Genomic DNA, 13,056 nt, shown 5'->3' with positions numbered 1-13,056 from the left:
CGGGAGGTCATCGGGATGTCTGAGGTTATGGAAGGCGGGTGCCATTGCGGCGCTCTGCGCTACCGTTTGCGCGGGCACTTGGGCGATGTTGCGCATTGCCATTGCTCGATTTGCCGGCGGGTCAGCGGCGGGACGTTGGTCACCTGGCTGACCTTGCCGTTGGAGGGGTTCGAGTGGTTGGCGGGCTCGGCGCAGCGCTACGTGGCGCCGGCCAGTTGCAGCCGGTATTTCTGCGGGGCATGCGGTGCGCATGTGGCGCTGGTTACCGAGCACAGCCCGCAGAGCATCGATGTGACCGTCGCGACGCTTGATCACCCAGAGCGGGTGCAGCCCAATCGGCATATCTGGGTAGGCAGCCGGTTGCCGTGGATACCGGTGGATGATGGGCTGGCGCAGGAGAATGAGGAGTGCTTGTAGGTGGCATGCCGCTACACCGGGCACTGTAGGAGCGGCCTTGTGTCGCGAAAGGGCCGCAAAGCGGCCCCAAGATCCGTGCCTCATGCAAAAATCGCCGGGGCTGCTGCGCAGCCCTTTCGCGGCACAAGGCCGCTCCTACACTCGGCGGTGATCGGCGGGGCGCTATGGCAACTGCAACCCGCCCGCGGCCTTGTGCAGCTTGCGCAGGTGCTCGCCCACCTGCTTGATGTTGGCTTCCACGGCCTTGATCTGCTTGCCCCGCTCAGGCCCCAGCAGCGCCCTCACCTGCTGGTCCAGCGTGGTGCTCAAGCTCAGCATTTGCGCCTGGCGCTCGCTGCTTGCCTGCTCCAGTTGCTTGCGCTCCTCGGGCTGCGGCAGGCCATAGCCGCCCGCGCCGAGCAACTCGGCCGGGCGGCTGAGGAAGCCGCTGTTGGCCAGCATCGCCTGCAAGGTTTCGTTGGCCTTGTCGAAGCTGCCGTCCTTCACCGCACGCTCGTTCAGGTAGCGCTGCTTGACCTCGTCCTGGGCCAGCAGCAGCTGGCGGCGCAGGCCGGCTTGCTCCAGCAGCAGCAAGGCGGCGCTGGTGCGCAGGTCGGCGCGCTCGAACCACGGGCGGCGCTCTTCGGCGGGTAAGGACAACCAGTCTTCCACCGCACTCTGCTGGATGGGCAACTGCTTTTTCAGCACATCGAACATGGCTTGGTAGCGGTCGCGGTAGGAATCGAAGCGATAGCCCAGGCGCAATGCCTCGCGCGGGTCGTCGAGCACGCTGGTGTCGGCCAGCCCACGGCCCTTGAGCACCTCAAGCAAGCCGTTAGGCATGATCGCGTCGAGGTCGTTCAGGCGCGGGTTGCCGGTGCCGCTGCGCAGTAGTTTGAGCGACTCCACCGCACAGTTGTTGGACAGGAAGTAATAGTTGCCGTCGTAGCTCCAGTGCATCTCGGCAGCCTGGCGCACCAGGTTTTCGATTTCGTCGCGGCTGAGCTTGAGCGGCACCGAGGCCAGGCTGCGCAGTTCGGTCTTGGTGTACTCGTCGATGACCTGGCCCAGCGGCAGCACGAACAGGCGGGATGGGTAGGCACCGGTCAGGCCGTCCCAGCTCGACAGTTGTACGTCGTTGACGAAGGCGCGGTACGACAACACCAGGCTCTGGTCGAGGTCCAGGCGGCAGTCCGGGCCACGTGGTCGGCCGGGGGCGCAGATCACCAGGCGCAGCATGCTGTGGCCCCAGCGGCTGACCCAGTTCTGGTTGGCTTCGGCCAGCAGGTAGTCAACCTCATAGACCCGCTCTGGGTCGATTTCGCCCAGCGGCTGGCGGGCGAAGTCATTGCCGGCGTTGAGGAACGGCAGGCTTTTTTCGCAGGTGTTCTGTTGCGGCGCCCAGCCGAAGTGCTTGCGCAGGTAGTTGTTCAGCGCCGGGCGGCGGCAGCCATAGCTGGGGTCGAGGAGAAAATACTCCATGTTGACCGCGATGAATTCCTTCGGGCTGCTCAGCTCGTAGCTGTCCGGGCTGCGTACCAGCTGGCCGTTATGCTGCTCGCGCTCGCCGCGCCGGCCTACGTATTGCGCCCAGCCGGCCAGGTCGAGCAGGCGCGGGTCATCGCTGAGGGTGAAACGGCGTTCGGCCTGGCCACGGCAGTCTTCGGGCAGGCCGACCTTGCCCAGTGCGCCTTGCTGGCGCTTGCAGCGGGTAATCAGCTGGCGCTCGGCAGCGGGCCACAGGCGGGCACGGTCGTAAATATGGGTGGTTTCGTGCAGGACCGTGGCCAGCAGCTCTTCGCGGACTGTGCCATGCGGGCGGTTGGTCTTTTCGCGAGCGGCGCTGCCGTCTACCAGCCCGGGCAACAGACGGCGGTTGAGGTCCAGGGTCGATACCGGCGAGGCCTGGCCATAGGCGTCCTCGGGCATCTGGTCGGTCCAGCTCACCAGCACCTGGCGGTCGAGCTGCTGCTTGAAGCGCGGTGGCAGCTTGGCCATGGCTTCGTCGAGCAGGGCCTGGGTGGCTTGCTGTTGTGAAGGGTCAAGGCCGTCCGCCTGCAGCACCAACTGCAGGTCGGCCAGGGCGGGCGTGCCCAGCAGCGTCAGGACGCAGCCGAGCAGCCAGGCACGCGCGCGCTTCACAGAGCGAGGATAGCTTCGGCCAAGGCCTGGTCGCTGGCGTCACGCGCTTCTGGCAATTGAGTGCGCAGGGCGCCGAACGCGGCTTCAAGCTGGGCGCCACGGATATCGCCGTTGCTGGCCACGAAGCTTGCAGCGTCGTCGTGGGCATCACGCACCACTTTCGAATCGCGAATCGAGGTGGTGGTGTCGGAGGTGAAATCGATCGAACGGCCCGAGGCACGCACGATGATGTTGCTGGTGGCCACGAGGGTGTGGGCCTGGGCCAGGTCGGCCAGCATCAGCAGGCCGAGGGTAGCGGCGATCAGCGGTTTACGCATGGAGCATCTCCGGAAGATACAAAGGAGTCAGAAGTGATCATTGGACGAGAATCGCCTCGGCCAGTTCAAGGTCGCCGACAGAATGGCAGGCGGGTGTTTCACGTAGCGAAACCAGCGCAGCCTGCAACCGCGCGCCGCGTATCTGGCCATCAGTGGCAACGAAGGCGGCGGCGTCGTCCCGGGCTGCTGCGACGACCTTGCGGTCGAACGGCGCAGTGGTCACCTGGCTTGTGACATAGCCGGTGATGACGAGGCTCTGGGTGGTGACATCCATGGCATGGGCGCTTCCCACACCGGCGAGGGCGAACAGCAAGGGCAAATAACGCATGGGCTCTCGGGTGGCAGTGGTTTCGGGCGGCGAAGGCTACCGCGGATGCACAGGCCTGGGCCAGTGCACCCGGGGTGGAACGCGTGTATCAGAGCGCCAGGATGGCGCGGGCCAGTTGGTCGTCGCTGGCTTGCAGCGCCGGCTGTTGCTGGCGGATATGCATGAACGCGCTTTCAAGCTTGGCGCCGCGGATGGCGCCTTCGCTGCCGACATAGCTTGCGGCGTCGTCACGGGCGGCCTGGACGATCTTGTCGTCGCGCAGCGACGAGGACACATCGGAGGTGGCGTCGGTGGAGGCGGCAACTGCGCCCACCACGGCGTCGGTGGTGACTACAAAGCTGGTGGCTTGGGCGGCTCCGGCAAGCGACAGCAGCAACGCGGCGCCAAACAGATGATAACGGGACATTTTGCTGCACTCCTGTACAGGGTCGGGGTTGGTTCTGGTTATCGGACGCTCGCTTGGCTCGTCACGTTACTTTATCTGCCAGGCGTGTAGGACAAGCGTAACACGCCTCGGTTCGCCCGCTTGGAGCGGCTAAGCATCACAATTCGTAACTGTACCTATTTGTTTTGCGATTCTATCAAACTGTTATGGTTCGTGGGTACAGGCGCTCTAGTGCGCGGCGCAGACATAAAAAACCCGTCGCAGTTGCCTGCGACGGGTTCTTGAGAATTCGCGGTGCCGGCTTGGGCCGGCTACCGGAGCTTAGCGCCAGAACGGCTTGCTGAGCTCTTCATAACGCTGCGACTCGCTGATACCGGCGTCGGCCAGCAGACGCGCGTCCAGGCGAGCCAGTTGACGGCGGCTGGACATGCGGCGCTGCCACAACAGCAGGGTGGACAGGGCGCGCAGTGGCAGCGAAGTGCCGGAAGCTTGGGCGTTGCTTTCGAAAACCAGACCGGAACTGAGTGTACGTTCCATGATGTGTCGTCCTTCCGCTTATGGCGGGATTAGATAGTGATTTAACTGGTGCCCATCTTCCTCCCCTGCTGTCCATAACAGTAGATACAGTTCAGTAGTAATGTGAGTGATCAGTTAACTGTGTAACGGGACTGTTGCACTCTAAATTGGCGCAACTGTACTGGTGCGCACTTAAATGGTGCGTTTTGACGTTTTTGAGGGGCGGGGTTGAGGCGGGAGGGTGGCGCTTACCAGTACAGTAGTACAGTTTTTCAGGAGGTGGTGGGGCTTCTAATCCATCGCGGGCTTGCCCCGCGATGGGTGCGACGGTTGATCAGGCCAGCATGCGCCCGGTTTCTTCCAGGTTTTCGTGCCAGCTCAAAGCCTCACGCAGGATGTGCGGGGTATGCCCGCCGCGCTCGCAGGCACGCTCGAAGTAATCGTTCAGCGCTGCGCGGTAATCCGGGTGCACACAGTTGTCGATGATCACCCGGGCCCGCTCGCGGGGCGCCAGGCCGCGCAGGTCGGCCAGGCCCTGCTCGGTGACAAGAATGTCGACGTCGTGCTCGGTGTGGTCAACGTGGCTGACCATCGGCACCACGCTGGAGATCGCGCCGGCCTTGGCAATCGACTTGGTGACGAAGATGGCCAGGTGGGCGTTGCGGGCAAAGTCGCCCGAGCCGCCGATGCCGTTCATCATCCGCGTGCCGCACACGTGGGTCGAGTTGACGTTGCCGTAGATGTCGAACTCAAGCGCAGTGTTGATGCCGATGATACCCAGGCGCCGCACCACTTCCGGGTGGTTGGAGATTTCCTGCGGGCGCAGCACCAGTTTGTCCTTGTAGCGCTCAAGGTTGCCGAACACGTCGGCGTTGCGCCGGCTCGACAGGGTGATCGAGCTGCCCGAGGCAAAGCTCAGCTTGCCGGCGTCGATCAGGTCGAAGGTCGAGTCCTGCAGCACTTCGGAGTACATGGTCAGGTCTTCGAACGGCGAGTCGATCAGGCCGCACATCACCGCATTGGCGATGTTGCCGATGCCGGCCTGCAGCGGGCCGAGCTTGTTGGTCATGCGCCCGGCCTGCACTTCACCTTTCAGGAAGGTGATCAGGTGGTCGGCAATCCCTTGGGTTTCGTGGTCCGGCGCCAGTACGGTCGATGGCGAATCGGGCTGGTCGCTGATGACGATGCCGACGATTTTGGCCGGGTCGATCGGGATGGCGGTGCTGCCGATGCGGTCATCGACCTTCACCAGCGGGATCGGCGTGCGGGTTGGGCGGTAGGTCGGGATATAGATGTCGTGCAGGCCTTCGAGGTTGGCGTTGTGCGACAGGTTGATCTCGACGATGACTTGCTTGGCGAAGATCGCGAAGCTTGCCGAGTTGCCCACCGAGGTGGTCGGCACAATGTGGCCTTGCTCGGTGATCGCCACCGCTTCGATGACAGCGATGTCCGGCAGGGTCAGCTGTTTGTTGCGCAGCTGCTCGACGGTTTCGGACAGGTGCTGGTCAATGAACATCACCTTGCCTTCGTTGATGGCCTTGCGCAGGGTGCTGTCGACCTGAAACGGCATGCGGCGGGCCAGTACACCGGCCTCGGTCAGCTGTTTGTCGAGGTCGTTGCCCAGGCTTGCGCCGGTCATCAGGCTGATCTTCAGGGGGGAAAGCTTGGCACGCTCGGCCAGTGCGTGGGGCACTGCCTTGGCTTCGCCGGCACGGGTGAACCCGCTCATGCCGACGGTCATGCCGTCCTCGATCAGGCCAGCGGCATCTGCCGCACTCATTACCTTGCTGTGCAGGGAGGACAAGCGGATACGATCACGGTACATGGATTGTTATCTCAGGCTACTGAAGCTACTGGGAGCGCAGTCTAGAGATTTACCCCCGTGGCGTCCCGCGACCATGGTCGTAGGCCAGGGCCGGATGTAGAGCCGTTGATCTGGATCAAGCAGACGATAAAGCCCCCGGGAATAACCCCCGAGGGCTTTATGCGCTTCTATATATAGAGACGCGGTTATTCCACGGCCTTGACCATGTCTTCGATGACCTTCTTGGCGTCCCCGAACACCATCATGGTTTTGTCCAGGTAGAACAGTTCGTTGTCCAGCCCTGCATAGCCACTGGCCATGGAGCGCTTGTTGACGATGATGGTCTTGGCCTTGAAGGCTTCGAGGATCGGCATGCCGGCAATCGGCGATTTGGGGTCGTTCTTCGCTGCCGGGTTGACCACGTCGTTGGCGCCCAGCACCAGCACCACATCGGCCTGGCCGAACTCGGCATTGATGTCTTCCATCTCGAACACCTGGTCGTACGGCACTTCGGCTTCAGCCAGCAGCACGTTCATGTGCCCGGGCATGCGCCCTGCCACCGGGTGGATCGCATACTTCACGGTCACCCCGTTGTGGGTCAGCTTCTCGGTCAGTTCCTTGAGCGCGTGCTGGGCGCGGGCCACGGCCAGGCCATAGCCAGGCACGATGATCACGCTGTCGGCGTTGCTCAGCAGGAAGGTGGCGTCGTCGGCGGAACCGGACTTCACCGGGCGCTGCTCCTTGGAACCTTGATTGGCAGACACCTCGGTGTCGCCGCCGAAGCCGCCGAGGATCACGTTGAAGAAGGAACGGTTCATCGCCTTGCACATGATGTACGAGAGGATCGCGCCGCTGGAGCCCACCAGGGAGCCGGCAATGATCAGCATCGAGTTGTTCAGCGAGAAGCCGATACCGGCTGCCGCCCAGCCCGAATAGCTGTTGAGCATCGACACCACCACCGGCATGTCGGCACCGCCGATGGGGATGATGATCAGCACGCCCATGACGAAGGCCAGGGCCAGCATCAGGGTGAAGGCGCTGTAGTGGCCGGTGAAGGTGAACAGCAAGCCCAAGGCGATGGTGGCCAGGCCCAGGATCAGGTTCAGCTTGTGCTGGCCGGCAAACTGTACCGGTGCGCCTTGGAACAGGCGGAACTTGTACTTGCCCGACAGCTTGCCAAAGGCGATGACCGAGCCGGAGAAGGTGATTGCCCCAATCGCCGCGCCCAGGAACAGCTCAAGGCGGTTACCGGTGGGGATCGGGTCGCTGATGCTGGCGACGATGCCCATCGACTGCGGCTCAAGCACCGCGGCAATGGCGATGAACACCGCAGCCAGGCCGATCATGCTGTGCATGAACGCTACCAGCTCCGGCATCTTGGTCATCTCGACGCGCTTGGCCATGATCGAGCCAGCTGTGCCGCCGACCAGCAGGCCGACCAGTACATAGCCGATGCCGGCGGTGGCCAGCTCGGCACCGAGCTTGTAGATCAGCCCCACGGTGGTGAGGATGGCGATGCCCATGCCGATAATGCCGAACAGGTTGCCGCGCCGCGAGGTGGTCGGGTGCGAGAGGCCTTTGAGTGCCTGGATGAAACAGACCGAGGCCACCAGGTACAGGAGTGTTACCAGATTCATGCTCATGGTTACTTCTGCGCCTCGTTCTTGGTTTTTTTCTTGAACATTTCCAGCATGCGCCGGGTGACCAAAAAGCCACCGAACACATTCACCGCTGCCAGTGCCACGGCCAGGGTGCCCATGATCTTGCCGGCCGGGGTAACGGTCAGCGCAGCGGCCAGCATGGCGCCGACGATAACGATGGCGGAAATGGCGTTGGTCACGGCCATCAGCGGGGTGTGCAGCGCCGGGGTGACGTTCCACACCACGTGGTAGCCCACGTAGATCGCCAGCACGAAGATGATCAGGTTGTAGATGCCGTGGGAAATCAGCAGGTCTTCCATTGTCGTGCTCCTCAGCCGTTTTTGCGCACGACCTGGCCGTCGCGGCACATCAGGCACGCGGCGACGATGTCGTCTTCAAGGTTGATGACCAGCTTGCCGTCGGTGTCGAACAGCAGCTTCATGAAGTCGAGCAGGTTGCGTGCATACAGCGCCGAGGCATCGGCGCCCACCTGCGCGGGCAGGTTGGTCGGGCCGACGATGGTCACGCCGTTGTGCTGCACCACCTGGTCGGCCACGGTCAGCGGGCAGTTGCCGCCTTGGGCGGCGGCGAGGTCGATGACCACGGAGCCGGGTTTCATCTGCGCAACGGTCTCGGCACTGAGCAGTGTTGGCGCCTTGCGGCCAGGGATCAGCGCCGTGGTGATGACGATGTCGGCCTGCTTTGCGCGTTCGTGCACGGCTTGGGCCTGGCGCTGCATCCAGCTGGCGGGCATTGGCCGGGCGTAGCCGCCCACGCCTTGCGCGCATTCACGTTCTTCATCGGTCTCGTAGGGCACGTCGAGGAATTTGGCACCGAGTGATTCGATCTGCTCCTTCACTGCGGGGCGCACGTCGGACGCCTCGATCACCGCACCCAGGCGCTTGGCCGTGGCAATTGCCTGCAAGCCAGCGACACCGGCGCCAAGGATCAGCACGCGGGCAGCCTTCACGGTGCCGGCAGCGGTCATCAGCATGGGCATGAAGCGCGGATAGTACTGGGCGGCCAGCAACACGGCTTTGTAACCGGCGATGTTGGCTTGTGACGACAGCACGTCGAGGCTCTGCGCCCGCGAGGTGCGTGGTGCAGCTTCCAGGGCGAAGGCGGTGATGCCGCGTTCGGCCATCTTGCCGATCAGTTCGCTGTTGAAGGGGTTGAGCATGCCGACCAGCAGGGTACCGGCGCTGAGCAGCGCGAGTTCCTGATCGGTGGGCGCGACCACCTTGAGCACCAACTGCGCGCCGAACGCATCGGCGGCCTCGCCCAAGGTGGCGCCAACGGCTTCATAGGCACCGTCCGGAATGCTGGCGTTAAGCCCTGCCCCCCGTTGCACGGTGACCTGATGGCCCTGGCCTACCAGTTTCTTGATGGTTTCGGGGGTCGCAGCGACCCTTGTCTCACCGGTCTGCGTCTCGAGAGGAACACCAATGTGCACGACTTTTCTCCTGCGGTGACCTTTTGTATTTGTCGAAACCAGCGCACTGCGGATGGTGCGGCTGGGCGGTCGTAAAGCACGACCCCGCCGGATTGCAGACGGGGGAAGCATTTTGCATACGTGCCCGGAGGCCGACAACTGGTTCTGGAGCGATACGAAGTTAAAACTACAAGTCATCCTGTGACCGTATGTCGCAACACATCACTACAAACCCTTCAAGCACGCGCTATCTGGAGGTTAGGAGACTTTTTGATTTTTTTTTGCCGATATTCGCCCACAGCTCGGTGGATGTCGCAAAAAACGCTGCAAACCCGCGTGCTTACTAGGGTTGATAGGGCTTTTTGCAGGCAGCATTACAGATTATGAATTTGCGACAAATCCATACATCTGTAGGTGTTCAAATTATTTGACTACGGGGTCAGCTTAGGCGCTTTGGCCTTTATTTGCTGGCGATGTACTGCTGCGCCTGCGCGATCAACCAGTCGCGAAACGCTCGAAGTGAGGCAGATTCGACTTTTCGCTCCGGAATCATCAGATGGTAGGCCTTGTCGCTATTCAGGGCATGCCTGTTTGCGACCACCAACCTGCCCTCCTGCAACTCGCGCTGGATGAGAAACGGCGGGATCAGGGCAATGCCCATGTCATGCATGGCGGCTTGGGCGAGCATGGAGAACAGCTCGTAGCGCGGGCCGGTCAGGTCGCGTTCAACGTCCATGCCCAGGCCGCCAAACCACTGCCGCCAGGCATACGGGCGGGTTGTCTGTTGCAGCAACGCCAGCTCGGCGATCTGCTGCGCTTCGAGGCTGCCCTGCCCGCCCAGCAAGGTCGGGCTGCACACCGGCAGCGGGTTTTCGCCCATCAGGCGATGGGCCTGGGTGCCGGACCAGTCGCCGTCGCCAAAATAAATGGCGGCATCGAAGGGCGTGTCGGCGAACAGAAAGGGCCGGGTGCGGTTGGTGAGGTTGACCGTGACGTCCGGGTGGCGCTGCTGGAAGTCTTTGAGCCGAGGCAGCAGCCATTGCGTGCCGAATGTCGGTACTACCGCCAGTTCGATCACATTGGCGCCCTGCTGGCGCATCACCGACAGGGTGTCGCGCTCCACCGCATCGAGTTGCGCCGACACCTGGCGGCTGTAGGAAAGCCCGGCTTCGGTGAGCTTGACCCCACGCCGCGAGCGGCGAAACAGTTCGACATTAAGGAACGCTTCAAGCCCGCCGATTTGCCGGCACACTGCGCCTTGGGTCAATGCCAGCTCGTGGGCGGCCTTGGTGAAGCTCTCGTGGCGTGCGGCCGCTTCGAAGCAGACCAGTGCGGTGGTGCTGGGTATCTTGCGGCGCATGTACATCAACCTCACTCGTCGGCGTTTAAGCGTGGCTTTTTGCGGGTTTCGGAGTGAGAAAGTATCACTAAAGCGTGCGTATTCCTCGTTTGTCGTGCGGGCGTATCGGGCCTAGGATCAGTGCAACGCAATTTTCTGCTCCCCCGTTCCGAGGAACCCGCACATGGCCGGTAAAGCAAGTTTCAACTGGATCGACCCGCTGCTGCTCGACCAGCAGCTCACCGAAGAAGAGCGCATGGTGCGTGACAGCGCCTTCCATTTCGCCCAGGACAAGCTCGCCCCGCGTGTGCTCGAAGCCTTTCGTCACGAAAAGACCGACCCTGCGATCTTCCGCGAGATGGGCGAGGTCGGCCTGCTGGGTGCGACCATCCCCGAGCAGTACGGCGGTAGCGGCCTGAACTACGTGTGCTACGGCCTGATTGCCCGCGAGGTGGAGCGCATCGACTCCGGCTACCGCTCGATGATGAGCGTGCAGTCTTCGCTGGTAATGGTGCCCATCAATGAATTCGGCAGCGAAGCGCAGAAACAGAAGTACCTGCCCAAGCTTGCCAGTGGCGAGTGGATTGGTTGTTTCGGCCTTACCGAGCCGAACCACGGTTCCGACCCCGGTTCGATGATCACCCGGGCGCGTAAGGTCGAGGGCGGCTATCGACTGTCCGGGGCCAAGATGTGGATCACCAACAGCCCCATCGCCGATGTGTTCGTGGTGTGGGGCAAGGACGATGCCGGCGATATCCGCGGCTTTGTGCTGGAGAAAGGCTGGGAAGGCCTCAGCGCGCCGGCGATCCACGGCAAGGTTGGGCTACGTGCGTCGATCACGGGCGAAATCGTCATGGATAACGTGTTCGTGCCTGAAGAGAACATCTTCCCGGATGTGCGTGGCCTCAAAGGGCCGTTTACCTGCTTGAACTCGGCGCGCTATGGCATCTCCTGGGGCGCACTGGGCGCTGCCGAGGCCTGCTGGCACACTGCGCGCCAGTACACCCTCGATCGTCAGCAGTTCGGCCGGCCGCTGGCAGCCAACCAACTGATCCAGAAGAAACTCGCCGACATGCAGACCGAGATTACCTTGGGCCTGCAGGGCTGCCTGCGCCTGGGGCGCATGAAGGATGAAGGCACGGCGGCGGTGGAGATTACCTCGATCATGAAGCGCAACTCCTGCGGCAAGGCGCTGGACATCGCCCGTATGGCCCGCGACATGCTTGGCGGTAACGGCATTTCCGACGAGTTCGGCGTCGCCAGGCACCTGGTCAACCTGGAGGTGGTCAACACCTACGAAGGTACTCACGATGTGCATGCGCTGATTCTTGGCCGCGCGCAGACCGGTATCCAGGCGTTCTATTAATAGAGGAGCCAGGCCATGGGTGCGCTTTCTCATTTGCGGGTGCTCGATTTGTCGCGGGTGCTGGCTGGGCCTTGGTCGGGGCAGATACTGGCCGACCTCGGCGCCGATGTGATCAAGGTCGAGCGACCGGGTGTCGGCGATGACACTCGCGCATGGGGGCCGCCCTTCCTTAAAGACGCGGCTGGGGAAAACACCAGCGAAGCGGCTTATTACCTCTCGGCCAACCGCAACAAGCGCTCGGTGACTATCGACTTCACCCAGGCTGAAGGCCAGCGCCTGGTGCGTGAGCTGGCGGCGAAGTCCGATATTGTCATCGAGAACTTCAAGGTAGGGGGGCTTGCGAGCTATGGGCTGGACTATGCAAGCCTGACGGCGCTGAACCCCCGGCTTATCTATTGCTCTATTACCGGCTTCGGTCAGACTGGGCCCTATGCCAAGCGCGCGGGGTATGACTTCATGATCCAGGGGCTGGGCGGGCTGATGAGCCTGACCGGTCGCCCGGAGGGTGAGGCTGGCGCAGGGCCAGTGAAGGTCGGGGTGGCATTGACGGACATCCTGACCGGGCTGTATTCGACGGTGGCGATCCTGGCCGCCCTCGCCCACCGCGACCAGGCCGGTGTCGGCCAGCACATCGATATGGCGCTGCTGGATGTGCAGGTGGCGTGTCTTGCCAATCAGGCGATGAACTACCTGGCCACTGGCACACCGCCCCGACGCCTGGGTAACGCACATCCGAACATCGTGCCGTATCAGGACTTTCCTACGGCCGATGGCGACTTCATTCTTACCGTGGGTAACGATGGGCAGTTTCGCAAGTTCGCTGAGGTGGCCGGGCAGCCGCAGTGGGCAGATGACCCACGCTTTGCTACCAACAAGCAGCGGGTGGCCAATCGCGCCGAGCTGATCCCGTTGATTCGCCAGGCCACGGTGTTCAAGACCACTGCCGAATGGGTGGCGGCGCTTGAGCTTGCAGGTGTGCCCTGTGGGCCTATCAACGACCTGGCGCAGATGTTCCAGGACCCGCAGGTGCTGGCCCGCGGCCTTGCCGTCAACCTGCCTCACCCATTGGCGGGGAGTGTGCCGCAGGTCGCCAGCCCGATCCGGCTGTCAGAGACGCCTGTGGAGTACCGGCATGCGCCGCCGTTGTTGGGGGAGCATACAGAGGCGGTGTTAGGGGATTTGCTGGGGCTGGGTGCGGGGGATGTGCAGCGGCTGCGGGATGCGGGGGTGGTTTGAGGCTGGAGTGAGCCCCCTCTATATATAGGTAGCGGGCCGGTGTTGCCGGAAACTTCGCTTTTCCCCTTATATTTCAATTATTTGAAATAAAGGGTTGACGCCGTTTCAGATCCCCTTATAATGCGCCCCACTTCCAGCGACAACGGAACGCGAAA

Annotated in this window: 13 protein-coding genes; 3 read left to right on the top strand and 10 right to left on the bottom strand. The window is 62.6% G+C overall.

The features are described from left to right. Positions 1-15: 15 nt before the first annotated feature. Positions 16-417, top strand: a complete 402-nt coding sequence (locus tag HU720_RS13240; protein WP_186520376.1) for a GFA family protein — start codon at positions 16-18, stop codon at positions 415-417. A gap of 162 nt (positions 418-579) precedes the next feature. Here HU720_RS13240 and HU720_RS13235 read toward each other — a convergent pair whose 3' ends face one another. From HU720_RS13235 to gcvA, 10 genes are all read right to left on the bottom strand, one after another. Next, the gene (locus HU720_RS13235) at positions 580-2,538 is read right to left on the bottom strand and encodes a DUF4105 domain-containing protein (RefSeq protein ID WP_186520375.1); all 1,959 of its coding nucleotides are present in this window, start codon (positions 2,536-2,538) and stop codon (positions 580-582) included. Next, complete coding sequence (locus HU720_RS13230) at positions 2,535-2,855, bottom strand: DUF2388 domain-containing protein (RefSeq protein WP_186520374.1); 321 nt, start codon at positions 2,853-2,855, stop codon at positions 2,535-2,537. The genes HU720_RS13235 and HU720_RS13230 overlap by 4 nt, the downstream gene beginning before the upstream one ends. A 37-nt stretch (positions 2,856-2,892) precedes the next feature. After that, positions 2,893-3,183 carry a DUF2388 domain-containing protein gene (locus tag HU720_RS13225; protein ID WP_186520373.1) on the bottom strand — a complete coding sequence of 97 codons (291 nt, stop codon included), beginning with the start codon at positions 3,181-3,183 and terminating at the stop codon, positions 2,893-2,895. Positions 3,184-3,271: 88 nt separating this feature from the next. Further along, positions 3,272-3,589 carry a DUF2388 domain-containing protein gene (locus HU720_RS13220; RefSeq protein ID WP_186520372.1) on the bottom strand — a complete coding sequence of 106 codons (318 nt, stop codon included), beginning with the start codon at positions 3,587-3,589 and terminating at the stop codon, positions 3,272-3,274. 300 nt (positions 3,590-3,889) lie between these two features. Further along, positions 3,890-4,105, bottom strand: a complete 216-nt coding sequence (locus HU720_RS13215; protein WP_186520371.1) for a DUF1127 domain-containing protein — start codon at positions 4,103-4,105, stop codon at positions 3,890-3,892. 313 nt (positions 4,106-4,418) lie between these two features. Then, entirely contained in the window at positions 4,419-5,909 is a 1,491-nt protein-coding gene (locus tag HU720_RS13210; protein WP_186520370.1) for an acetyl-CoA hydrolase/transferase family protein, read from the bottom strand. Positions 5,910-6,094: 185 nt separating this feature from the next. Beyond that, positions 6,095-7,531 (bottom strand): NAD(P)(+) transhydrogenase (Re/Si-specific) subunit beta, encoded by a 1,437-nt coding sequence (locus tag HU720_RS13205; RefSeq protein ID WP_186520369.1) that lies wholly within the window; start codon positions 7,529-7,531, stop codon positions 6,095-6,097. A gap of 2 nt (positions 7,532-7,533) precedes the next feature. After that, positions 7,534-7,848: an NAD(P) transhydrogenase subunit alpha gene (locus HU720_RS13200; protein WP_186520368.1), complete on the bottom strand. Its 315-nt coding sequence runs from the start codon at positions 7,846-7,848 to the stop codon at positions 7,534-7,536. 11 nt (positions 7,849-7,859) lie between these two features. Further along, a complete protein-coding gene (locus tag HU720_RS13195; protein ID WP_186520367.1) occupies positions 7,860-8,981 on the bottom strand; it encodes a Re/Si-specific NAD(P)(+) transhydrogenase subunit alpha in 1,122 nt (373 codons plus the stop codon). A 439-nt stretch (positions 8,982-9,420) separates the two neighbouring features. Continuing rightward, positions 9,421-10,320: a transcriptional regulator GcvA gene (gene gcvA / locus HU720_RS13190; RefSeq protein WP_186520366.1), complete on the bottom strand. Its 900-nt coding sequence runs from the start codon at positions 10,318-10,320 to the stop codon at positions 9,421-9,423. 163 nt (positions 10,321-10,483) lie between these two features. Between gcvA and HU720_RS13185 the strand changes: the two genes are divergently transcribed. Continuing rightward, on the top strand, positions 10,484-11,665 hold the full coding sequence (locus HU720_RS13185) for an acyl-CoA dehydrogenase (RefSeq protein WP_186520365.1): 1,182 nt from the start codon (positions 10,484-10,486) through the stop codon (positions 11,663-11,665). Between the two features lie 15 nt (positions 11,666-11,680). Continuing rightward, the gene (locus HU720_RS13180; RefSeq protein WP_186520364.1) at positions 11,681-12,901 is read left to right on the top strand and encodes a CaiB/BaiF CoA-transferase family protein; all 1,221 of its coding nucleotides are present in this window, start codon (positions 11,681-11,683) and stop codon (positions 12,899-12,901) included. Positions 12,902-13,056: the final 155 nt, after the last annotated feature.

Source organism: Pseudomonas sp. SWRI51 (genome assembly GCF_014268825.1).
In the GTDB taxonomy this organism is placed as follows: domain Bacteria; phylum Pseudomonadota; class Gammaproteobacteria; order Pseudomonadales; family Pseudomonadaceae; genus Aquipseudomonas; species Aquipseudomonas farsensis.
Note: the sequence above shows the minus strand (reverse complement) of the source record. Positions and strands in the feature narration are given on the sequence as shown.